Source organism: Streptomyces sp. SS7, assembly GCF_037993025.1.
Lineage (GTDB): Bacteria > Actinomycetota > Actinomycetes > Streptomycetales > Streptomycetaceae > Streptomyces.
This window is the reverse complement of the sequence record NZ_CP141223.1, coordinates 2628736-2651436: the sequence shown is the minus strand read 5'-3', so window position 1 is coordinate 2651436 and position 22701 is coordinate 2628736. Positions and strand designations below refer to the sequence as shown.

Sequence of the window (22701 nt, the reverse complement as noted above, 5' to 3'; positions counted from 1 at the left end):
TCGTGACCCTGGGCTGGCCCCCAAGTGGCCGTCGGCTACTTCGAGTTCATCTCGATGGCCATGGCCCGGTCGAACCGGCCGTCGGCCAGCACCTCCCAGCTCGGCAGTGAGGCCAGGTACTGGTAGAAGGCCGAGTGGACCTTCACTGTCGCCAGGGACTTCAGGTCCTCCTCGGTGACGTCCTCCTCCGCGAACACCCGCGAGTCCTCGTCGTTCACATGGCCGTTGATCCGGCGGGCCGCATGGGCGTACGCGTCCGAGCGGATCTGGCTGATGTACGTCTGAGACCCGTCGGCGCTGCGCAGCTCGCCGTCGCCGCCGACCGAGAAGTGCTCGCGATCCTGTTCCAACTCGGTCTGCGCCGACTTGTAGGCCTCACCGATCTCGATGTCCAGGCTCTTGACCTTCGCCGAGCCGTCGGGGTTGACCAGCATCTCCTTGCTGATCGTTCCCTCGGCGTAGAGCAGACGCTGCCGCTCGGCGCTGACCGCCTGACTCTCGGCGACCGCAACCCCGACCTCGACGTTCTCGATGAACTGGTCCTCGTCGAACATGCTCATCCCCTCGTACTCGTCGGGGTCGACGACCACCGGGGCGTTGGGGTCCTGGCCCTCGTCGACCGTGGTCATCGTCGTGATGACCTCCATGACCTCGTCGGCGTAGACATCCGGGTCCAGGCGCTCGATGTCGACCGCCTGGTAGCCGTAGATCTCCTTGTACTGCGCCTTCGCGTCCGCGGCCTTGACCGCCTGCCGCATGCGCTTCTCCAGCATCTTCACGAAGTCCGGCTGGTTCATCCGCACGTCGAAGTCCATGGCACTGGACAGCGTCGGGATCGTCTGCAGCGAGTACGTGTGCCCCGGGTGCTTGATCGTGTTCCCCAGCAGCCGGAACGACATCGGCAGGATCGTCTGGTTGCGGTTCCAGATCGGCGCATCGCCGGCCCGGAAGACGATCGAGTTGCGCGGCGAGAGGAAGGCCATGTCGTTGTAGCTGATCAGCGGCTCCTCCTTGGTGTTCATCGTGTAGGAGACCCGGCCCTCGGTCTTGCCGCCGATGACCTTGTCGAGATCCTGGCTGATCTGCTTGCTGTCCCTGTACGACCGGTGCGTCTTGCCGCTCATCTTCTCCAGCGTCTCGATCATCGAATCGTCCGTGGACTTCAAGAAGACGATGTTCGAGGTGTTGCCCTGCACGATCTTGTCGACGCTCTCGCCGTAGACGTCGCGCAGCTGCTGCAGGGTCTGCAGGATGAGCGTGAACTGCTGCTCCTGGCCCAGGCCGATGGAGAGCATCGTCTCGAAGCCGTCGATGCCCTTGCCCTCCGACTGCAGGTTGCCGAGCTCGTCGAGCATGAACCGCGTGCGGTAGAGCGGCTTCTGGTTCGACTTCGTCATGTACGCCTGGTCGGCGCTCACGTCAAACAGCTGCTTGACCAAGATCAGGATCAGCTTCGCGTACTTCATCAGGTGAGGCGGAGTCACCAGGAACAGCGCCTTCGGGGACTCCGAGTAGCGCGACAGCGTCTGCGTGATCGCCCGTGCCTGATACGAGACCTTCTCCGGGTTGCCGCCGCCGGAGAAGTCGAGTCGCGTGTCCGGGTAGAGCGTGTCCCCGGCCTGGAAGGACAGGATCTTCCCGTCCCGGTTGCCGCCCTCACGCACCGGCTTCAGCTCACGCATCACGCCGTTCTTCACGATCTTCTTGCCCGTCACCGGCTCGACCACGTAGTGCCGGCCGTTGAGCGAGACCTGGTAGTTCTTCGTGAAGCTGAAGTAGAAGGTCCGCACCAGCATCTTCGTCTGCGGGTTGACCAGCTCCAGCTTGAGCCAGGCCTCGTCGCCAGGGAACTTGCCCTTGAAGTTGTACCGGGCCCAACCCTCGCGGCCGACGATCTCCTCGTGCTCGAAGTCCTCACCCAGGTTCTCGGTGAACATCGGGTCCGCGTAGGCCGACCACACGGCCTGCTGACCGACGAGGTGGTCGCGCTTGACGTAGTTCGGGGCGAAGCGCACGCCGAGGCGACGCGGGAAGCTCAGGCCGGCCAGGTCGGTGTTCTGCGAGGGCTTGCCCGAGGTCAGCGTCGAGATCGTGGGGTCGGTGAAGAACGACATGGCGGTGATCGCGATGCCGTACACCGAGGCCAGCATCTTCTCCGCGCCGGCCATCGAGCGCAGCGCGTTGTGGGCGTTGCCCACCAGCGTGCGCATGTTGTTGCGGGGCAGCTCCTCGCTCGCGTTGAAGTACAGGCTGAGCATGTCCTGATCGGCCTTGCCCTCCCACATGAAGGCCTGGGCCGCCGCCTTCTCCTGCTCCTCGGCCAGGGCGTCCTCGTTGTTCTCGAACTCGCCGGCCTTGACCCGCTTCTCCAGCTCGGCCTCAGGGTTCTTGATCTTCTTCGAGCTCATCTGCACGAAGAGCTGGTAGCAGTTGTAGAGCGTGACCTTGCCCCAGAGGTCATCGAGCTTCTGCTCCAGCAGTGCCGGGTCCATATTCAGCACGGCTGCGCCGCTGCGCAGCTCCCGTTCCTCCTCCAGGTAGAAGTCGATGAGTCCGTAGGCCGCGCGCTTGAAGGCGTTGTTGGCGGCATTGGGCCAGACCGGGTCCTCGCCGCCGTCGAGCGGAAAGAAGATCCCGGCGATGTTCTCCACGTACAGCGCGCACTTGGTGAAGCTGCCCTCACGCGCCGCGTCGGCCGCCAGCCCCAGGATGTTGTAGATGTCGGTCTTCATGGGGTTGATCAGGTTGAACTGCACCGGCTCGAACCCGCGTGTGACCAGGGGCACGTAGTTCTTCACCAACAACTCGCCCTTGGGGTCGTTGATGACCATGTTCGAGGGCTTCTTCTCCCGCGACCACATGTCGATGATCGGCTCGATGTACGTCTGGCCCTTACCGGCTCGGGTGATGGCCAGCACCATGGTGTTCACCGGCGCGGTATCGACCACGTACGCCCCGGCCGGGCGCTGGACCTCGTACGCCGGGAACGTCCAGTCCTCCTTGATCAGGTCAGCGACGGTCTTGTACGTATGCGACCCGAAGCCGAGCTTGTCCCGGTTCTTGCCGTCAGGGTTGTACGGGACCCGCGCAGGGTCGTACTTCTGCCGCAGGGTCTTGTCATCGGGGAGCCCGGATGCCTCGAACAGCTCGTCGCCGAAGTCTTCGTCGATGATCGGCAGAGTCTGCGTCAGCGGATTGCCCTCGTCGTCGTCCATGACCTCGCCGGCGTAATAGACGAGGTTCCCCTCCTCATCGATGACGTCCTTCTTGGCGCGCTGGGCGACCTCGACGGTGCCCAGGCCCTTCTTCTTGAGCATCATGTGGCTGAGCATCGAGCTGACCTGCACGCTTGAGTGAGCACCGGCGTCGGGGAACCAGTCGTAGTTCTGCTGGATCTCTTCCGGCAGGGAGATGTGCTGGTCGTTCTGGTACTGGTTGATGTCGCTCGTGGTGTTCATCAGGTTCGCCGCGGCGACCTTCCGCGAGAACCACGTGCCGATGATGAGGGTGACCATCAGACCCGAGCCGAGCGTGATGAAAAGCTTGAACCCCGAGACGTCGGCCAGCTGCTCGCCGACCGTCGTCGCGCTCTTCTCCGGCTCAGCCGGCCTCTCGGCGCTGGGCTTGCCGTCCTTCGCCGCGGTGTACCAGCTGGGGACCGGAACAGCCTCAGCGCTGGGGTAGCACTTCGCCTTCACGTCCGGGTTGCCGTCCTTGGTCAGGGGCCGGTAGCACTTCACGACCGAGCCGCCCGCACCCGTCGTGGTGTCCTGGACGTAGTACGCGCTCGGCTTGCCGGCGCCGTTGCCGGGCACACCCGAACCCACGGACGTGCCCACCGAGAGCACCGCCGTGGCGATGAGCGAGTAGAAGACCCAGGCGACGATCGTCACCAGCACGCCGGTAATCACCGCGACGACGACGCCCGGTCTGGTCGACCTCAGGGTCAGGAACTTGCTGCGGTCCAGCTGCTGGTTGTCGTAGACGTCTCGGTTCGTCAGCGTCTCGCCGGGCGTCCGCGCCGAGATCTTGTCCCAGCTGCTCGCCTTCGGCCGTGCCGCCTTCCGCCTGTTCGTGGCCATCGTGATCCCTTACTCTCGAGCCTCGCTCGTTCTGCTGTCCTGCTGTCCAGTGCGCCTGCCTGCGCAGACGACGACGGCGCATGGGGAACGCGCCCCATGCGCCGTCAGATCACCCCGTCGGTCATGACCGGTCCGCTCAACGGGTCAAGACCACCCCGACGATGAAGCCGGCCACGCCCATCAGAAGCGAGAGCGTGACGATCATGACGACGAGGATCTTGTTCGAGCGGCTCTGCATCTCGGAGGCCCGAGCCAGCTCGTTGGCGTAGGACTCCTTGTCGGCCTGCATCTCCGCCAGGCGCACCTCATACCGCCTGGCCACTGAATCCTCGACCGTCGACAGCTGCTGGAGCAGGTCAGTGACCCGCGCCACCTGGGAGTTGGTCTTCTCCTTCTCCAGGTCGAGGTTGTGCTGCCACTCGGCGTCCCGAGCCGTCATCTGCGTGATGGCGTCCTTGCGGTTGCGTTCGAGTTCGTCCTCCATCCGGCGGATCCGGTCGGCGTGCTCAGAGCGCACCGACTCCAGGAGGTCCTGCTGCTCCCGGCGCAGGACGCCGATCTCGTCCGTGGTCCGCAGGTGCTCGGCCAGCGCCTCGGACTGGGCGATGTCGGCCTTGCGGTTGTCGTCGACGATCCGCTGAATCTCGGACTTCCACTGGTTCAGGCGCTCTTCCTCGGCCGCCAGGTACTCCGACTGCCGCTCGGCCAGCACCTCAAAGATCCGCGTCTGCCCGGTCTGCATCTTCAGCGTCGCGTCCGAACGCCGGACCCGCAGGATCTCCTGCTGGTTGTGCGCGTGGGTATCCTCGATGTCCCGCTCGATCTCGGCGACGGAGTCGATCTGCTCGCGCTCCATCTTCGAGCGGTTGCGCTCCTTGTACTGCAGTTCCGCCGAGAGCGCCGCCTGCTGGGCCACCTTGGAGGCCTGCGACTCGTAGTCCTTGGCGATCTCCGCCCGGCGGGCCCGGATCTTCTCATCCTTCTCCGTCTGCCGCTGCTGGTGCTCGGCCTCGGCGGCGTCCTTCAGCAGCTTGTACCGGGAGCCCGCGCGGTCGGTGGCCACATCGCGGATGACCTGCTCGGTGTGCGCCGACATGAGGTTGACGTAGAGCGCACGCAGCTCATCCTCATGCGCGGAACGGAGCTGCATCAGGTCTGCGTTGGCCTGCCGGTTGAGCTGGGCGACCTGGTCCCCGAACCACTCCGTCGCGCCCTCGGGCACAGCGATCTGCACGACCGGCGCGCCGATGGCGAAGGTCGCGTTGAACTCATCGAGCCGGACGTCCAGGTCCAGCTCCTCGGAGAGGAACCGACGGGCGATGACGTCGCGCACCTGGGCCTGATCGGCCAGCAGCACAGTGTCGCCGGCCTCCTGGTAGTCGCCCTCGACGCCGTAGCCGGCGTCGGTCTCGTCGAAGCCCTCGTAGCCGGCCACCTCGTCGCCGTCGTAGTCCGGCGCCGACTCGACCGGGACGGTGCCCGCGTCGTCGATACCTGCGGCGTCCTCGTCGAACATGGGTGCGTCCGCCCCTTCATCCGCGTCGACGACGTCGCTGAAGAGCGGCTCGTCGTCCAGGCCCTCGTCAGCCCCCTCGACACCGGGGATCTCGTCGAAGATCGCATCGCCCTCGTCCTCCCCGAGGACCGCGGGGGCAGTGGCTCCAGCCTCGGCGGCCAGGCCGCTGTGCTCTTCCCATGCCTTCTTGCCCACGGCTTCTTCGAGGCTCGTGGTACCTGCAGCGACAAAGCGCGCCTGCGCGAAGGTCGCATCGTTCACCAGATCGACGAGCAGGTCGCCGCTGGGCTTCTGCCACACGACGGCCCAGGCGTAGGTGGCACCGGTGAGCAGCGAGTACTCCTCCATGCGCGCGAGAGTCTCGTCGGTGGGGATGATGCCGAAGACCTCCTCTTCGAGCATCTCCGCCGTGGCCACCGTGCGGATCTGGTCGGAGCTGATGAGCTCGATGATCGAGCCCTTCGCCTCGTCCCGGCCGTGCCGCTTGCTCAAGCCGCCGATCTCGTCGGCTGCGAGCACGAGCATCACCCAGGCCGTACCGCTGGGAAAGACGAACCGCGTGTTCGACCGCAGCAGCTCGACCGCCGCCGGGATCGCCGTCTCTCTCACCACGGAGGCCAGAAGCTCGTCGGGCTTCTTCTTCCGTTCCTTCTTCTGGCTGACCGCTACCGCTCCCAGAATGCCCATTGACGCTCGATCCCTTCGCTAATTCAACACAGTTCGCCTGATTTATGAGTATCTTATCGCCGCCCTATCAGAGTGGGCAATCATAGGGCATGGAATGGTTATTGGTGCACGAGTCGACTCGTTCCCGCTGTCCTCGACCGGTTCATCGCACCGCGCTGACCTCGACGTAGGCGTCGGAACTCAGCAGGTTCTTGTCGTCACTGACCAGGTCGCCGACGACGTCGATGCGGATCCGTCGTTCCGAGGGGTGCTCGTTGAGGAACGTCGCCACCGCGGTGGTGACCTCGTCGGTCAGCTTCGCCACAGCCGCACGCGCACCGCCGGCATCAGAGTCAGTGTCGCCCTTGTCCTCGATGAGGTACTGCAGGACCCTCGCATCGACGTCGACCCGCACGTTGTGCTTGACGAACACCTCCTGCACCATCTGGCGCAGCTTCTTCCGCACGATCTTTTGCTGCGTCGGCAGCGACAGCGGCTGGAAAGGCACGATCGCGTCGATACGGCCCAGCAGCTCGGGCGGAAACCGGTTGTCGCCCGTCGTCGAGGAGACAGAGCGGCGGATGAGCTTCTCGTACTCCAGCAGCTGCTTGCCCGACCCGGTGTCGTCCGCCGCGTACTGCGCGATGTCCTTGTAAATCTCCGAGCCCGCGTTCGTCGTCAGCACGATGTAGGTGTTGAGGAAGCTCACCTCGCGGTTGTTGTCGTCGTTGAGCCGGCCGTCGTCGAGCACCTGCAGTAGTACGCGCGTGACCATCGCCGAGGCCTTCTCGACCTCGTCGAAAAGCAGCACGGCGTGGGAGAGGTCCCACACGCGCTTGGTGAGCTCGGAACGGAACGCCGCGAACGACGAGTCCTCGGCGTACTCCGTCATGTCGAATCGGATCAGGTGCCGCTGGTCGTCACCGAACAGCAGTCGTGCCAGCTGCTTCGTGAGCTCCGTGTTGTGCGTGACCACGAACTGACCAGCCTGGTAGAGGTGCTCCTCGTCGTTGACGTAGATGCACGACGAGCTCTGCTGCTCCGGCAGCTTCTCGATCGACTTGACGCCCACCATGTCGAACTTCTTCACGCGCTCGCGCCCCGACGTCTCTCGCGCCGCCCGCGCAGCGATCTCACGCTTGCGCGGGAGCTCGAAGAACTGCACCTTGTCCGCGTTGCCCACCTTGACGTGGACGTTGTACTCGACCAGCTCGCGACGATCCTCCTTGGTCCGCCGCCATGTCTTCAGAGAGTTCGAGACGCCGAGCGAGAAGAGCACGTCCTGCAGATCCTCGGCCAGGTCCTTCGAAACGGTCGAGTACGACACGTTGAAGCGCCCAGACGTGCCGTCGATAGTCCCATCGGTATCGAACAGGCCCCGCACCAACGCCCAGCGCTGCTTGACCGAGGCGTGCTTGTACGCCTCCGGGATACGGCGGTCAGCGGAGTAGGTGCCCACGAGTTCCGGGACGGAAGCCAGAACGTCCTTCGTCTGGTGCAGAGCCTCGCCCCGGCCATTGGGATGCGCCCATCCGGCCGGGAAGTGCCAGCTGTAGCCGTTGCCTGCCTGCTTCGGCTCCGACCCCAGCCACTCGCCGACCGTCCACACGGTCTGATCCGCGTCGTCCGCGGCCGAGGACAGCGTCAGCTGCGACTCCGTAAGGCACCCGTTGCCAATGAGCACACCGAGGACGTAAGGGTCGACCCCCAAGTTCTGCTCGGGCCATTCGACCGCCTCGTTGGCGGGAATGAAGAACTTGAGGTGCTCGCGCGGGTCCCCGGCGTACGTGCGCACCACGCCACGCTCGAGCATCTCCAAGGTCGTCAACGTCACCGGCTCCACGTCCTTGCCGGCGTGCTTGTTGGAGCGCTGCTTAGCCGTGTAGACCGTCCACAGGTGCGGACCGCCGACGTCGAGCGTGCGGCCATCCCACAGCGTGACCTGGTAGACGTCCTGCATGCCCTGCGGGAAGTGGCCGAGCACCTCGATCGGTCGACCGTGACGACCGAACACGAAGTCCCCGGGAACCAGATCCCCATGACGCTTCCACGCAACCGTGCCGTCCCACGAATAGACTGGAACACGCGTCGAATCGACGCAGAGCTTGCCGACGCCCGTGGAGCCCGTGAACAGCAGGCTCGCCATCGGCTTTCCCTTGTCGTTCAGGTCCGCCACCGACAGCTGCAGCCGTCTCGCCACCGCACGTGTCGCCAGGTCCTGGCTGAACACCTTCGTGTCCAGTTGCTGCTTGATCTTTGCGCCGTCGACCTTGAAGGCCACATTGACGCCGAGGGACTCCTGGAGTACATCCGAGAGCAGGTCCCGGTCCATCGGCCGATGAGTGAACCGGTGCCAGCCGACCATGGAGTCGAGCACGAGGATGGACTTGCGCGGCTGGGCGCTGGCCGGCATGTAGCGCTGGGTGTACTCGTAGATCTGCCGGAAGATGTGGTCGTCGTAGAACTCGTCGGCCACCCCGTAGCGCTCGGCCATCCCCTTGAGGATGGTGATCGTCGTCTCCTGGCCCGGCGGGTTGAGGTTGATGCGCTGCAAGCGCTCGACAAGCGGCTGGTTCGACGAAATGTGCTGGTGGAACTCCTCGTAGGTCGTCGCCGCGATGATCCTGATGCCACGGGTCCCCGAGGCGGCGAGGACCGGCTTGATCGCCTCGACGGCGGCGTCGGAGAGCTGGATGATCTGGTGGAACTCGTCGATGAAAAGGACCAGTTCGTGCGCTTCGTCCTTGACGAAGCGCTCAGCCTCGTCGAAGAGGCCCTTGAGCATCGCGGCCATGTTCTCGGCGTTGCCCGCCTCGGAGATCATGCGTGCCGGATCCGCTTCGAGATAGAGGCGATCCGGATCCATGAGCATCGTGGCCTGGACCAATGCGGTCTTGCCCGTTCCGGCTTCGGCCAGCAGAAGCGCATTGCACAGCTCGGGGCGGCTCATCGAGGCCAGTAGCTGCATCGTCTCGTGCTCACGGCCGACGATGTCGCGCTCGGCCTTCTTCAGTGGCTCCGAGAGCTTGGACAGGAGTGGGTAGCGCTCATCGAGCTGTGCCTCGTGGAACATGCCGCGCAAGACCTCTCGACTGGACTGAGGATTCAACTGGAAAATCAGTCGAAATCCTATCATGAGTCGCATTCGATAGGGCATTGAATGGGTAATGTGAAAGGCCCCGGAGTCCACTCCGGGGCCCTTTCGTTCCGTGCACTGGTCGCGGGTCGCTCACCCACCGTATTCGGACTCGTTGCCCTCCGGCGTCGGGGGCTGCTCGAACTGGTGGTTGAAGCGCTCGCTGGCGGGCCTCGTTGCTCGCCTCCGTGCCGGCCTTGCCCACCACCGCGCCCATGCGTCCGACCAGGTCCGCGCCGAACGAGAGTGAAGCCTTCGGCGTGTCCGCGGAGGTGATCATCCCGGGGGCAGGAGCCGCCCCCTGCCGAGTCTGCGGCTGGCGCTCACGCACCACCGGGTTGAACTGCGATCCCGGCTCGCCTGATGCCGGCGCCGACGGATAGCCGTGACGCGGCCCGCCGTGCGTGCTGGGCCCGGCCTGCGAGTTCGCCGCCGGAGCCCGCAGCTTGCTGAAGGCGGATGCAACTCTGCCGGGCTGCTTGAAACCGCAGGTCGGAACGTATACCGGGCACCAAAAAGTCCCCTGAAGTTCCAGGGGGCTCCGGGCGTGTCGCGGGTCAGGGCTTCGGCCACTCCTCGTGGTGGCCGGGGAAGCCCTTGAGCGGTTCGGCGACCTCAAGCATCAGCTCACCGAGCGCCGTGGCGGTGGCGTTGTTGCGAGCGCTGACCGCCTCGCGGTAGCGCCTGACGATCGCCTTCACCACGGGCTCACCCGCGATGAACGAGGCGTTCTGCTCAAGGAAGTCGTCTACGTGTCCAGCCATGTGCCCCATCCTGCCATCCGGGTACGACAGAGCGTTCCCACACGGGTGACGGGGTTATCCACAACTGCCTGGTTACCGACGGAGAGCGAGGCCATACACGCGGGGGTGGTCGTCTTCGGTCTGAACGTGTCCGACTCCGCTGGGTGCTGGACCGGCGCACAGCGCCCTGGGTTGTTGCTCCCGGCGCCGACGGGGGAGCGGAGCCGGGCCTCGATCACCGTACTCGCTGTCCCCGTCCGGGCGTGCCGGTTCCGTGGTGTTGGCGAGTTTGTGGTCACGTGAGACGCTCTCACCGCGCCACCGCCACAGTGTCCGCGACCTTGTCGTGAAGGCACTGGCGATACGGCCGGTCCCAGCAGCACCACAGCGTATTCAGCAGCCCGAGCACGGGAATGAAGCTGACCACGGGCCAGAGCACCTCGCGTCCCATCGCACGCCAGAAGCCGATGGCCTGTCCGCTCTCGCGGCGCACGATGCGTACGTGGCAGATCCGCTTGCCCAGCGTTTGCCCGAACTTCCATATGCACACGGGGAAGTACAGAGTGCCGGAAACCAGGAGCCATGCCGCCAGGAGCGATTGAGCAGTGGACCCCCCTCCCGCATCGATCCACATGCTTAGCCAGATGCCTCCCGTCGCCATGTAGGCCACGTACCAGAAGATCAGATCCAATACGCGCGCTCCGAGCCGGGATCCGAGGTCGGCAAGACCTGCCGGGAACGGTGGGATGCCCGAGTGGGCTGGGCTGTCGTACGGCGCGAAGTGCCCGTTGGCGTGCCCCCCGTGGGGTCCGCCCGCAGGGTCGGACGGGTGAGGCGAGGCGGTGGGGTATTGCGGATGGTTTGACACATCTTCCTCTCAACAGAGATCCACATGGGCTGTGAAGGGGTCGTTTGTGAGCTGCTGGGAAGGTTCGATACGGTCGGTGTCTGGACGCCCTCTGCGCATCGGCAGCCGACAGACACGGTGCCGCGCCCGCGGACCGCAGGCCTAGGACGCTCTGACCGGCTCGTTGCGCGCACCGAACCGTTCAGCGTGGTGGCCCTGCGGCGGTGCCGGACCTCTCGCGGCCGGTCACTTGGAGTCCACCAGACTCTCTGCGGCGCCGAGCACGCGCGGCTTGCCGGTCGGGGACAGCGCCGCGAACGCCTGTCCCCGGTACACGTCGACGACGACGGGCCGCTCGGTCGAGTCGTAGACCGCCTCCTGCTTGCCCGGGACGATCGTCTCGCCGCTCATGTACCGGACGGCCGCGGGTGCAGTGAGACGCAGCGCGATCTTGTGGTGCAGCAAAACGGCTCCTGTGTGTAGTGAGCCAAGTGGCCCGGGACGGAACAGAGGAGGGCGGCATGTCCGCCGCGTCGCTACCGCAGGGTGCTCGCGGAGCCCACCTGCTCCCACTCGCCGTCGATCACCTGCGCGCTCTGCGGGGTGAGTGCGGCCAGGAGCTGCCCCTGGTACGTGTCGTTGATCGAGTAGATCTCGCCGCTCCCGCTGGCGCCGAGGGCGGTCTGTGCCTCGCCCGCATGGAGGTAGCCGTTGGGGTACTGGGGCTTGACCACCGTCTTCTGGGTGTGCGCGGTCCCGGCGACAGCAAGGACTCCGCCGTTGGCCAGCCGCAGCGCGTACACCGTGCCGGAGGCCGGCTCCGCGGTGACGAACCAGCTGTCCGCGATGTTCTTTCCGGTCCGGTCGTCCTTGCCGGTGCCGTGCGCCTTGTAGTGGCGGTAGCTGCTGATGGCCTCCTTGGTCTCCGCGGTGGAGGCCAGCTTCTTGCCCTCCTGCGCCCCTCCGGTTTCCCACAGGTCCTCGTACGCGGTGCGGAGCTGGTTCGGAGCCAGCGCACCGACCTGCTGTGCGGGGTCGACGCTCTCGGCGAGCCCGTGCCGGTCGACGGCGATCTTGGGCAGTGTGGTCTTCTTGCCCAGCCAGACCGCCCCGGACAGCTTGTACGGGCCGCCGTCCGCCTTGTCGAAGACGAACACGCCGCGGGACTTGTCGCCGTCGGAGGAGGTGGCCGTTATGGCGAACCACGTGGCGGGGGCGGCCGGGATGATGTACTGGCGGTTCTCGTACGTAAATGGGCTTGAGTAGGTCTTCTGCTTCTTCGCAGTCCACGTCTTCCACTGCTTGTAAACGCCCTGGTCCTGGGCGTAGGGAACCCCTGCTTCTACGGTGCCCAGCAGCTTGGCGTCCCGTGCGGCATTCGCGGCGTTGTTCACGGCCTGGAAGTGGTCGACCACCTGCTGGGCGGCCGCCTTGCTGATCGCTCCCTTAGGGGCGGGGGTGCGGCTCGCGCTCGGCGTCGGGCTGCCGGCGCTGCCGGTGTCCGAGCCTGCGCCGCACGCGCCGAGGGCGAGCGCCGCGGCGGCGCTCAGGGCCGTGAGCGCCAGCGGACGCAGGTGGGCAAGGCGTGTGGATGGGGACATGCTGAGTTCCTTCCGGGAACGGCGACGGTGGAGGTGTTCTGTGCGGTGTGTTGCGTGCGGTGGACGTGGTTGAGGTTCAGGCCGGTGGCTTGTGGCCGCGGCGGACTCCGGCCGCGAAGGCGGCGGCCGTCTCCGCGGCCGCGAAAGCGGGTGCGGCCGGCCGGGCGTGCATGGACCGGATCGCGGCGGAGCCGACCACCACGGCGTCGGCGTAGAATCTCCGGTTCGCAGAGAAGCGGATTGCCGACCTCGAAGCCGGACTCGTCGACCAGAAGTTTGAGTAGGCCGCCTACCCCATACCAGTTCACGAGGCGTCCACCGCCTCCCACAGAGTGCGGGCGACGCACTCCGTGCCACGGGTGAGCCGTGGACGAGACGGCGTGTGCCACCCGCGGCGAGGGAGCCGATGGGCGACTACCCGCCAGTTGGCTCCACGCAAGCTTGCACCGCTCTCCCCGTCTTGGGTGTAGGTGATCAAGCGGGTGTAACCCAAGGCTTTCGCCGCTCGCCACGCGGCGCCGTACAAGAGCGAATTCGCGTTCCGGGCTCCGTCACTGCATGTGCGTGTGACTTCGAGAGTGGCTCCGTCGTCCAGGTGGCGAGCGACAGGACGCCCCACGATCGCGACAGCTCGCAGAACTCCATCCTCGTCGGCGGCGCCAATCGCGAAGATCTGTCCAGGGGGAGGTGCGTGATGACGGTGCCAGTCCTGGACGAATGCCGCAGCCTCACGGAAGCGAACAGGCACCAGATGAAGGGTCATGCGGCACCGCCGGCGGCGAGCGCAGCCGCGAACTCCTCGACCAGGGCCGCCGTTTGGTGGAGGCTATCTGCGCCACTGCGTAGAGAGCGGACGAGCGGTGAGCCGATCACGACGCCAGAAACGTCGACTCGCCCCACGATGGCGGAGGCAAGCTCAGGCGTGGAGACTCCGATGCCGGTCAGGATCGGGGTCGACGGAGCAAATTGCCGGACGGATTGAACGAAAGCAGCAAGACCGTCCAGGTCAATCTCAGCCGAGTATCCCGTCTGCTGGCCAGCGGCCGCGGGCGCATAGACGAACCCCGCTGCGGCTCGGCATATGTCGCCCAACTCGGCATACGACGCATCACGATTGGCGAGGGGCGGGGCGCTGATTCCGGCCTCCGCCGCTGCCGCCACCCACGCCTCAACGCGTTCCGGCGGAACGTCCGGCACGAGGCACCCCGCAGCACCGCTGGCGGCCAGCTCATCGGCCATCCGCTGCAGACCAAGAGATTGGATCGTCGACCAATAGCTCATGACGACCACAGGCGTGTCACATCGAGCAGAGACGCGCCGCACCGTTTCCAGCGTGACTCTGATGCCATCACCAGCACGAAGAGCACAACTATGCGCTGCTGCGATGGCCGGACCGTCGAGCCAGGGATCCGCCACTGGCCAACCCACTTCCAGCATCGCCGCGCCGCTTTCCGCAAAGGCGACGAAGGCGTCCACACTGCTGCGGAGATCCGGATAGCCCGCCACCGAGAAGGCCCCGAGGGCGGGCTGGGGGTGCGAGAGCGCGGCGGCGAGACGGTCGGGGGCGGTGCGGGTCATGGGGGGTCCCTTCAAGCGGCGTACGGGGGGCCGGGGTTGCTCACGCGGCGCGGGGGACGGCGGAGGTGACCTTCACGTCGGCGCGGGCGAGGACGTCGGCGAGGTGCTGCTGGGCCTCGTGCGCACTGTCGCCGCTGACGACCGCGTATCCGGCGCGGATGTTGTTCGGCGTAGTGCTGGAGGGGGTGAGGGTGGCGGTGTCACCGACGTCGCACAGCCACTGGAAGTGCTCCAGGTACTGGTCGCTGCCGGGTCGCAGGCCGCGGTGGGTGACGATGCCCTCGGCGGCCGGGTAGATCATGCCGATGGCGGCGCTGCGCTGCCGGGTGGGGCGCAGGTTGGGGATTTCGCCGCAGGCGAGGGCGGCAGCGGCAAGGGGCAGGGAGATCCCGGTCGCCAGGCGGACGAGTTCGCCGATGAGGTCTCCGCCCAGGCGGGCGTTGACCTCGATGACCTTCGGCCCATCCTGGGTGAGGCGGAGCTCGACGTGGCTGACGCCGTGGTTGATGCCTACCGCCTCCAGGGCGGCCGAGGCGACGGGGGCCACCTCGTACAGGAGCGGGTCGCCGGCCGTGACGCTGTGTCCGGTCTCCAGGAAGTAGGGAGCGAAGCCGACCGACTTGCGGGTGACGGCCACGGCGCTGGTGACGCCGCGGTGGGTGACGGTCTCCACGGAGACCTCGGGGCCGTCGAGGTACTCCTCCACGAGCACGCCGTCTCCTTCCGGGCCCTGGTTGGCGGCGCCGGCGGAGGCGATGGCCCAGGCCGCGGGCAGATCGGTGATGGCGTCCACGCGGATGACGCCGATGCTGCCGGCGTAGGCGGCGGGCTTGAGGACGACCGGGTAGCCGACGCGTTCTGCCGCCGAGGCCGCGGCGTCCAGGGAGTGCACCCAGGTGGAGGCGGCGGAGGGGACTCCGGCGGCGGCGAAGCGCTGCCGGGAGGTGGCCTTGTCCCGGGCGGCGGCGACGGCCGCGAGGGTGTTGCCGGGCCGTCCGCCGAGGCTGTGTGCGAGCCGGGCGGCGGCCATCAGATGGAACTCGTCCCAGGTCAGTACGCCGGCGATGGGCCAACGTACGGCGAGGGAGGCGGCGGCGGTGTTCACCGCGATCGGGTCGCTGAGATCGGCGACTTCGTGGTCGATGACGTACGGCTTCTGCCAGGTCAGGGGCGCGTCGTTGACCAGCAGCAGCGGGTAGTGGGCGGCGGTCTGCTCCAGCAGGTAGCCGCGCAGGGGGCGCGGGCCGGAGCCGATGACGAGGAGCATGGGGTGGGACACGGTGAACTCCCGGGAGAGACGGGCGGGTTGGAGGCGGGATCAGGCCGTGCGCGGCGCGTCGGCCTGGGCAGCGGCCGGGTGGCCGGTGCCCGCGGGATCGGCGGCTGTTCGGGTCGGCGTGTAGGAGGCGCGGTGGTGCCACAGGCCGCGGAAGGCGAGGGCCATGGCCGCGCCCTGCAGGACGGCGCAGGCCAGGAGCAGGCCGGGCAGGGTGCCGGCGGGCAGGACGGCGACCAGGGCGCCGGCCACGGGCATCGGCAGTACGACGAGCACGATGGTCACGCTGAGCGTGCTGCCGAAGACGGCGGCGGGGATGAGGCGGGCGCGCAGGGTGCGCAGGACGACGGTCAGCGCGCCCTCGCCGGCCATCAGGACGCCGATAGTCATCGCGTACACGGTGAGGTTGGGGGCCAGGGCGGTGGCCAGGCAGGCGGCGCAGGCGGTGGCGGCGCCAGCGGCTCCGACGGGCCACAGTCCGAAGCGGTCGATGGCGTGGCGGCAGGCGGCGACGGCGGCGAGGGAGGCCAGGCCGGCCGTGCTCCAGACCGCGCCGACCGCGATGGAGGAGTGGCCGTAGCCGGTCATGACGGTGATCGGGGCGCTGGCCTGGGTGACGGCCAGGGCGAGGTTGCTGGCGACGAGTCCGGTGACGAGCCAGGCCAGGGCGGGGATGGACCGTACGGTGTGCCATCCGGTGCGCAGGCTGGCCGCGACGGCGCGAACCCCGGAGGACGTGCTCGCCTCGGTGGCTGGAGCGGGGATCGTGCTGGCGGCGGCGGTGGCCGACAGGGCGGCCACGACGGTGAGCATCAGTGTGGGGGCGGCGGCCAGCAGCAGGCCGCCCAGGAGCGGGCCGGCCAGCAGCGCGCTCTGGTCGATGCCGATCTGCACGGACTGCACGCGGTGGGCGTCGGGGCCGGCCGCGCGGCTGGCGTGCGCACCGAGGGTCTCGACGGCGACGAAGCAGGCTTGGGAGAGCAGTCCGCCAGCGGCGCCGACGCTCATCACGACGGCGGTCGCCGCGGTGCCGGCGGCGGGCAGGACAGCCAGGGCACCGGCCGCGGCCGTGCACAACAGCGTGCGGGCCAGGGCGGCGGTGCGGAAGATGCGGTCGGCGCGGAAGCGGTCCACCAGGGGTCCGCCGAGGGTGAAGGCGGCCAGCCGCGGCAGCCATTCCAGCAGGAAGGCGGCGCCGGTCAGGGCGGTGGAGCGGGTCGTCACCAGGATCAGCAGGGGGATGGCGTAGGTGGCGGTCTGGGTGGCCAGGGCGTCGCTGGCGCGCATCAACGAGCTGCGCGCCATCGGCGCAGGAACGGCGGAGGGGAGCATGGCGATACCTGCGCGGTCGAGAAACGAGAAGGGGGAGGGCCGGCGGCCACCGAGAGGGGGGGGGGCGGTGCCCCGGCAGCTCGGGTTGCCGGGGCACCGCGGTCAGGTGCGGATCAGTCCAGGCACATGCGCACGTCGCGGTAGACGTACTTGCCGGAGACCCAGCCCTTCTTGCCGGTGTTCTTGTCGGTGATGTAGAGCCACTTTCCGCCGTTGATGCTCTTGTGCACCTTGAACTTGTGCGACCGGTAGAGGACGCCGACGGCGGTTGACTTGGTGGTGGCCTTCGAGCGGATGGTCACGGCGCTGGTGTGGACCGTGTACGGCAGCGGCGGCTTGTCGGGGCAGGGCCAGACGGTCGACGCCGGGACGGTGGTCGGTGCCGCGGTGGCCGCCGGGGCGGACAGCAGTGGCAGGGCGACGGCGGCCGCGGTGGCCGCGAGCACGGCTATACGACGTGCAGACATACACAAACCTCCATAAAAGGGGTGCGGTCGGGTAGGGGTGTGCCTCTGTGAGAGGTCGGTGGTCAGGCAATGGACGCGATGTCGGGCGCCGGCATCGCCGAGGCCTGGAAGGGGGCCTGGCCGTGGTCAGGTCACGGCACGTGGGCCCGTTCGCTCCCCGAGGGTGCGGTCTGGGGGGCGCGTCGCGTCGGCGGCGCGCGGTGGTGCTAGAACCAGCTGGCGGCGACCCAGCCCTTCATGCCGTACGAGCCGCTGGACAGGGACTTGCCGTAGTACCAGCGGTTGCCGTACTTGTTCTTGGCGGAGCACTCCACCCAGAACTCGCCGGCGGAGTCGAGCTGGCCCTTCTTCTTGTAGGCCACGCCCGGGCCGGTGCGGATGGCCGGCCATTCCAGGTTGGGGCCGATCACGGAGTGGTTCTTGTCATTCCGGGTGCACGCGGTGGAGCCGACCGCGGAGGCCGGGGTGGCCGTCGCGGCGATCCCGCCGAGCAGGACTGCGGTGGCCGTCGTTGTCATGACGGCGTTGCGGATGGCGGATCGCATGAGAAGAACCCTTCGGTTGGAGGCGTTCGTCGAGGTGCGGGGGCCGCGTCTCCAGCGGCCCCCGCACAGCGCGGCGGACGCGCTGGGGATCTGTGGATCAGCCGTGCGAAGCCGGCTGATCGCCCTGCTGGGAGCGGCGCCGCGAGTACGTCGAGGCGCCCACGGCAGTGAGGCCGACAGCGAGCATTCCGCTTGCGACGACGGCGAGTTCGCCCAGTGACATCCAGGGGCCTTTCGAATAAGGCTTGACTCGGTCTCGGTCTCAGCCGACCGCCGGCTCGTCGACCTCGACCTCGGCTGCCTGCTCCTGCTTGGCCTCGGGAGCCGGGGCCTGAGCCTGCGACTCCTTGGCCGCCGCCCGTGCCTCGCGGGCGGCGCGCATGGACGCGAACTGGTTGTCCAGCGTCTTGTCGTCGACCTTGAACTCGGAGGCCTCGAGGGACTTGGTGTTGACCACCAGGCCAGTGCCGCGCGTCGCGGGCATCACGTTGCCCTTGAAGCCGTAGATGGTGCCGACCTCGTTGCCGTCCTTGTTCAGGATCGGCTCGGTGTTCGGACCCGCGGCCTTGACGATCTCCTCCATCTGGCCGGTGGAGTACGGAGCGCCGTTGTTGTAGCGGACCTTGCCGTCCTCACCCTGAACCCGATCGGACTTCAGATGCAGGTTCGTCTGCTCCGGACCGCGCGGATCTCGAGCGTCGACCTGGACGTCGGCGTACTGGGACTTGCCGTCCTTGGTGACGCCGTTCTTGTAGACCTTCGCGATGAGGTTGACTCCGGTCATTGCGCCCTTGCCCTTGAGAAGTGCCATGATCTCTTCCTTCCGCTTGTTCCGACTGCCCTCTGACAAGTCGGCCGCGATCAGTCACATCGCCCGGACAAGGCATTGAGTCCCGCCGAACGCTCTTCACGCTAATACTCTCATAGAGCATTCGACAAGACCACGACTAGTCTTTCTGTTCGCGTTCAAAGTCGGTCTTGATGGGAGGTGACTGCGAGTCGAATGCCATTCCCGCATCCACTGTGGTCACAGCCTGATCGACCTGGGCCTGGACCCGCACGACGAGGCCGGCGTCCAGTGACGAAGCCTTGGACCGCCGCATCCGCTCAACCTGCTCGCGCCCGGCGCGCAGCTCCGCGATCCGGGAGCGCAACACGCGCGTGCCGGATTCCTCGTCCGTCTGCTGAGGCGTCAGCTCCCGGGAGACCCGTGTCATCGCCGCGACATCGTCCACCGGCAGATCGGGAATTGCCTCGGCCTGGCCGGACTGGTCCAGGTAGTCCATCGCCGCCAGCAGCAGCCGCCGGCGGTCCCTGGTCGTCTCGACGAAGGTCTGGTGTGCGTGCAGCCCGATCTCGACGTCGGTGACGAAGTCGTAGCCCAGGTGGTGCAGGTCCAGGGCCTTGACCTCGTCGAAGTCATACGCGGCACCGGCGACAATCTTGAAGTCCGTGCTGACCTCGTCGGTCTCCGTACTCGCCTGGTCCTCGGCGCTCGACCCCACGCGCAGCACCAGGCCAAAGGAAGCGAGATCAGCCCGCAGGCCGTCCAGCTTCTGGTCATAGGACTGCTTCATCGTCCGGATGCGCGCGTCCAGCACCGCCCGGCCGCGCTTGCCCTCGGTCAGAAGCCGGCCGCCGGGCTGATCGTAGATCGTCCGGCCCAGGTTCTCGGCCTCCTCGGAGTCTTTCATCCGCTGCAGGGAGACATCCGCGCGCAGCGCCATGAGCGAGAGCAGCCGCTGGCCGTAGGTCGCCACGTCCTGCTGCTGCTCGTACCACTGGCCGACGTCCCCGAGGAAGGGCAGGAAGTGCCGGTACTTGCTCATCAGCCGCCGGTGGTAGTTCTCCTCGAAGCGGTAGAAGTCGTAGAGCGGGCGCGAGTCCTCGGCGGCGACGCCGGCGTTCTCGGCCTGTTCCCACTGGTGCGCGAGGTCGCGGTAGACCCCGGCCCTCTCCCGGTGATGCTGCAGGCGTGAGGCGTAGCTGCGCAATCGGAAGCCGAAGGAGACCAAGTCGGCCTCAGCATTCTCGTCTTCGCCCTGCCGGTCCGCGGCGAGCACCGCCATCTGCTGGTAGTCCATCCCCATGACTTCGAGCATCGGCGTGCGCACCCGCAGCTCCGACTCCGGCATGGCCCGCAGCATCTGGTAGACGCCGTTGACGGCGCGCTCCATGATCTGCGTACGTCCCTGCTCGACCAGCTTCTGCCATTCCTCCGTGCTCAGAAACTCCTTCGCGCGGCGCTCGTTGGCGTAGTCGACGATGCGTTCCATGGCCTCCGGCATCGGGGACCCGGCACGGTCGAGTTGCTCCTTCACGAGTTCGGTCACCAGTTGGTTCGCCTTGCGCATGCGGGCGTCATTCGAGCCGGCGCGCCACAACGTTCGGTCTGCCGGCAGGCAGGCAAGCAGGAACTGCGGCAGGGATTCGGCGCGGATCCGCTCGTGCGCCCACCGCTTGATGAAGGTGGTGACGTTGCGCCGCTCGTAGCCGACGGCGCTGGAGAGATGAGCCACCGCCTGCTTCTCATCGAGCCAGGCGTCAACACCGCGGCGGAGCCTGGACTTGTGCCGGTCCAGGAGCTTGCCGCGCTGCGTACCGGTCTTCGTCACCTGGCCCCGGCCGGCGTCGACCATGGCCAGGTGGCAGTGCACGTGCTCGGTGTCGACCTGGATGACCCCGACGTAGCGCAGGTCGTCGAAGCCGCTGGTGCCTGAGCTCATCCGCTCCAGACCGTGCATGATCGCCAGGCGCAGCTTCATCTGGTCGATGTGGCCGCGGTAGTCGCCGCGTGCCTCGCAGTGGAAGTCCTGATCGACGATGCGATGCTTCCTCAGGTACTCCTCGTCGAAGGACAGCACCGTCTTGAGCACGGTCTTGCCGTTCTCGAAGTGCTGTTGGATGTCGTTACTGGCCGCGCGCAGCTGCTCGTCGGAGAGTGAGACCGATCCGTAGCCGAAGGCCACGCCGCCGTCGCCCTGGGCCTGGCGCATCTCATGCTTCGCCGCACTCCGCGAGATGCCGGCGCGCTCGACGGCGGACTCCCGCGCCATGTAGCGCATGATGAAGTCGTCGGTGCGCAGGCGCTGGATCGGAGCCAGCGACTCGGTCGCCTGCTCGCGGGCCATGTAGCGGGTGACGTAGTCGCCTGGCGTCGCACCGCGTGATCCCTTGCCGCCGGGCAGCGGCACGCTGAACTCGTTGACCACGATGATGTCCTGCTTCAGGCCCATCGTCGCTCTCCTTCCTGTCTCGGTACCGATGCACTACGGCCCCGGCTGCTGTTCGCCAGCAACCGGGGCCGCGCTCGTCATGCCTGATCCGTCCTCAGGACCCCAGGCTCTGCTCGCCGTCCTCGCCGAAGTCCAGATCGGCCGCACGCTGGGCCACGTGGCGCTTGCGCTCGTCCAGGCTCGGAGCGGACTTGACCTCACGTCGTCGGGTCTCCTGTTCCTGCTCCTCCAGCTCCAGGTCGAGATCCAGGTTCAGGTCGCGCTGCGCCTCACGGGCCGAAACCGGGGGAGCGAACGGCTCCTCCTGCTCCTCAGCCGTCTGCAACGCTGCCGCCACGCGCTCCCGGTAGAGGTTCTCCGTGGTGCCTTCGGTGCTCGCGCGCTCGCTCTGGTACTGCTCCCGCTCGGCGGCGATCTCCGCCTCGATCTGCTGCAGACGCGCGCTCATGCCGTCAGCGACCGGCGCTGCCTCAGGCACGGGCGCTCCGACGACCTGCTTGACCTCGGTGTCCAGGCCCAGCTCGTCCTCGGTGAACAGCGAGTTGATCGCGTCCGAACGTGCCTTCAGCCCGCGTGCATCGACCACAGCCTCAGCCCGCGGGACGCCGTCCGTGGAGTGGTCGGCGAAGTAGCCGGCGAGGTCGTAGCCGCTGGACTCGAGATCGATCTCCAGGCCTCCGATGTCGTGGATCTGGGTGAAGACCACGGGCGTATCGTCTTCGGTCTGCGCCCCCGACGGAGCGAGGACAAGCATGTCCGCCGTGGCCGGCAGCTCCCACTCGATCCCGGTGACCTGTTCGGGCACTGCGAAGCCGCTCGTGAAGTAACCCTTGCTGGCGAGCACAACCAGCTGCTGGTCGTCGAACTCGTAGAAGGCGTCTACCTTCTCGCCCTGGCCGGGGGAGTAGGTCACCTGGGAGATGCCGAACGGCAGGGCCTTGGCCGGGGTGACCGAGCGGAGCTCGCCCGTCATGTGCAGATAGGGGCGGTAGTTCTCCTCCTTGCCCCGGTGCTTGAGATCGAGCGATTCGACCATGACGCCGAGCTCCGCGGTCACCCCCTCCAGCCGGTACGTCTCCACCCCCCGTTCACGCAGGACACGGTGGGCCCATACGTCGTTCATCGTCAGTCCTGCGGTGCGCATCACTTGCTCCTCTTGCGGTTGGTCTTGCTCTGGTTGGTGGTCCTGGTCGTGGACTTCGGTGTGACGTCGGCGCCGGTCGCCTCGCCCCGGGCGTCCCGGATCTTCGCGGTCATCCGCGTTGCCCAGCGCCACATGCCGCGCATCACGACGATCTCGACCGCGGCGAGCAGTGCGACCAGGAAGAGGAGCGGCATCAGCCACATGGCGATGGTTCCGTCCGCACTGAGCGCACCCCGGGATGCGCCCGACCGCTGGTGCAGCCATGCGCCCAGAACCGGGATGATGACCGTGGCCGTGATGAACGCCAGCAGGTAGTCGGCGAGAAGGACGATGGCCCGGAAGAACCCCGCCCACACCACGACGGAGACCCTGCCGGTCTCCTTCTTCGGGGCCAGACGCCGCCATCCGGTGCGCAGCTTCGAGTCCTTCTGTCCCTTCGCAGGCTTCGCCGTGGTCTTCTTCGCTGTCGCGGCCGTGCTTGTCGGGGCGGTCGCCTCGGTCTTCTCCAGGGTCTGGGTCGACATGTTCGTGT

The 22701-nt window shown here is 67.2% G+C and carries 18 protein-coding genes; all 18 read right to left on the bottom strand.

What is annotated here, in order from left to right:
- Positions 1-35 precede the first annotated feature (35 nt).
- The 18 genes from U5640_RS11860 to U5640_RS11775 all read right to left on the bottom strand — a co-directional run bounded on the left by U5640_RS11860 (position 36) and on the right by U5640_RS11775 (position 22693).
- Positions 36-4082, bottom strand: a complete 4047-nt coding sequence (locus tag U5640_RS11860) for a type IV secretory system conjugative DNA transfer family protein (RefSeq protein WP_340375769.1) — start codon at positions 4080-4082, stop codon at positions 36-38.
- A gap of 136 nt (positions 4083-4218) precedes the next feature.
- On the bottom strand, positions 4219-6285 hold the full coding sequence (locus U5640_RS11855; RefSeq protein WP_340375768.1) for a hypothetical protein: 2067 nt from the start codon (positions 6283-6285) through the stop codon (positions 4219-4221).
- A gap of 142 nt (positions 6286-6427) precedes the next feature.
- The gene (locus tag U5640_RS11850) at positions 6428-9337 is read right to left on the bottom strand and encodes an AAA family ATPase (RefSeq protein WP_340375767.1); all 2910 of its coding nucleotides are present in this window, start codon (positions 9335-9337) and stop codon (positions 6428-6430) included.
- 620 nt (positions 9338-9957) lie between these two features.
- A complete protein-coding gene (locus U5640_RS11845) occupies positions 9958-10164 on the bottom strand; it encodes a hypothetical protein (protein WP_340375766.1) in 207 nt (68 codons plus the stop codon).
- Between the two features lie 289 nt (positions 10165-10453).
- Positions 10454-11011, bottom strand: a complete 558-nt coding sequence (locus U5640_RS11840) for an RDD family protein (RefSeq protein WP_340375765.1) — start codon at positions 11009-11011, stop codon at positions 10454-10456.
- Between the two features lie 225 nt (positions 11012-11236).
- On the bottom strand, positions 11237-11455 hold the full coding sequence (locus U5640_RS11835; RefSeq protein WP_340375764.1) for a hypothetical protein: 219 nt from the start codon (positions 11453-11455) through the stop codon (positions 11237-11239).
- Between the two features lie 71 nt (positions 11456-11526).
- Positions 11527-12591: a hypothetical protein gene (locus tag U5640_RS11830; RefSeq protein WP_340375763.1), complete on the bottom strand. Its 1065-nt coding sequence runs from the start codon at positions 12589-12591 to the stop codon at positions 11527-11529.
- 76 nt (positions 12592-12667) lie between these two features.
- Complete coding sequence (locus U5640_RS11825) at positions 12668-12793, bottom strand: hypothetical protein (protein WP_340375762.1); 126 nt, start codon at positions 12791-12793, stop codon at positions 12668-12670.
- A gap of 102 nt (positions 12794-12895) precedes the next feature.
- The gene (locus U5640_RS11820; RefSeq protein WP_340375761.1) at positions 12896-13354 is read right to left on the bottom strand and encodes an XF1762 family protein; all 459 of its coding nucleotides are present in this window, start codon (positions 13352-13354) and stop codon (positions 12896-12898) included.
- Positions 13351-14169, bottom strand: coding sequence for a tryptophan synthase subunit alpha (gene trpA, locus U5640_RS11815; RefSeq protein ID WP_340375760.1), 819 nt, complete (start codon positions 14167-14169; stop codon positions 13351-13353). Before trpA ends, U5640_RS11820 begins: the two co-directional genes overlap by 4 nt.
- Positions 14170-14209: 40 nt before the next feature.
- Complete coding sequence (locus U5640_RS11810; protein ID WP_340375759.1) at positions 14210-15448, bottom strand: ATP-grasp domain-containing protein; 1239 nt, start codon at positions 15446-15448, stop codon at positions 14210-14212.
- A 39-nt stretch (positions 15449-15487) separates the two neighbouring features.
- Positions 15488-16777 (bottom strand): MFS transporter, encoded by a 1290-nt coding sequence (locus U5640_RS11805; protein ID WP_340375758.1) that lies wholly within the window; start codon positions 16775-16777, stop codon positions 15488-15490.
- Between the two features lie 113 nt (positions 16778-16890).
- Positions 16891-17244 carry an SH3 domain-containing protein gene (locus U5640_RS11800; protein ID WP_340375757.1) on the bottom strand — a complete coding sequence of 118 codons (354 nt, stop codon included), beginning with the start codon at positions 17242-17244 and terminating at the stop codon, positions 16891-16893.
- Positions 17245-17450: 206 nt separating this feature from the next.
- Entirely contained in the window at positions 17451-17789 is a 339-nt protein-coding gene (locus U5640_RS11795; protein WP_340375756.1) for a hypothetical protein, read from the bottom strand.
- Between the two features lie 262 nt (positions 17790-18051).
- Positions 18052-18600, bottom strand: a complete 549-nt coding sequence (locus U5640_RS11790; RefSeq protein WP_340375755.1) for a hypothetical protein — start codon at positions 18598-18600, stop codon at positions 18052-18054.
- A gap of 136 nt (positions 18601-18736) precedes the next feature.
- The gene (gene mobL, locus U5640_RS11785) at positions 18737-21025 is read right to left on the bottom strand and encodes a relaxase MobL (RefSeq protein WP_340375754.1); all 2289 of its coding nucleotides are present in this window, start codon (positions 21023-21025) and stop codon (positions 18737-18739) included.
- 94 nt (positions 21026-21119) lie between these two features.
- Complete coding sequence (locus tag U5640_RS11780) at positions 21120-22169, bottom strand: hypothetical protein (RefSeq protein ID WP_340375753.1); 1050 nt, start codon at positions 22167-22169, stop codon at positions 21120-21122.
- Positions 22169-22693 (bottom strand): hypothetical protein, encoded by a 525-nt coding sequence (locus U5640_RS11775; protein WP_340375752.1) that lies wholly within the window; start codon positions 22691-22693, stop codon positions 22169-22171. Before U5640_RS11775 ends, U5640_RS11780 begins: the two co-directional genes overlap by 1 nt.
- Positions 22694-22701 lie beyond the last annotated feature (8 nt).

Coding starts and splice junctions, on each gene's coding strand:
- U5640_RS11860 (WP_340375769.1), bottom strand. CDS start 4,082: ATGGCCACGAACAGGCGGAAGGCGGCACGGCCGAAGGCGAGCAGCTGG.
- U5640_RS11855 (WP_340375768.1), bottom strand. CDS start 6,285: ATGGGCATTCTGGGAGCGGTAGCGGTCAGCCAGAAGAAGGAACGGAAG.
- U5640_RS11850 (WP_340375767.1), bottom strand. CDS start 9,337: ATGTTCCACGAGGCACAGCTCGATGAGCGCTACCCACTCCTGTCCAAG.
- U5640_RS11845 (WP_340375766.1), bottom strand. CDS start 10,164: ATGGCTGGACACGTAGACGACTTCCTTGAGCAGAACGCCTCGTTCATC.
- U5640_RS11830 (WP_340375763.1), bottom strand. CDS start 12,591: ATGTCCCCATCCACACGCCTTGCCCACCTGCGTCCGCTGGCGCTCACG.
- U5640_RS11820 (WP_340375761.1), bottom strand. CDS start 13,354: ATGACCCTTCATCTGGTGCCTGTTCGCTTCCGTGAGGCTGCGGCATTC.
- trpA (WP_340375760.1), bottom strand. CDS start 14,169: ATGACCCGCACCGCCCCCGACCGTCTCGCCGCCGCGCTCTCGCACCCC.
- U5640_RS11805 (WP_340375758.1), bottom strand. CDS start 16,777: ATGCTCCCCTCCGCCGTTCCTGCGCCGATGGCGCGCAGCTCGTTGATG.
- U5640_RS11800 (WP_340375757.1), bottom strand. CDS start 17,244: ATGTCTGCACGTCGTATAGCCGTGCTCGCGGCCACCGCGGCCGCCGTC.
- U5640_RS11795 (WP_340375756.1), bottom strand. CDS start 17,789: ATGCGATCCGCCATCCGCAACGCCGTCATGACAACGACGGCCACCGCA.
- U5640_RS11790 (WP_340375755.1), bottom strand. CDS start 18,600: ATGGCACTTCTCAAGGGCAAGGGCGCAATGACCGGAGTCAACCTCATC.
- mobL (WP_340375754.1), bottom strand. CDS start 21,025: ATGGGCCTGAAGCAGGACATCATCGTGGTCAACGAGTTCAGCGTGCCG.
- U5640_RS11780 (WP_340375753.1), bottom strand. CDS start 22,169: ATGCGCACCGCAGGACTGACGATGAACGACGTATGGGCCCACCGTGTC.
- U5640_RS11775 (WP_340375752.1), bottom strand. CDS start 22,693: ATGTCGACCCAGACCCTGGAGAAGACCGAGGCGACCGCCCCGACAAGC.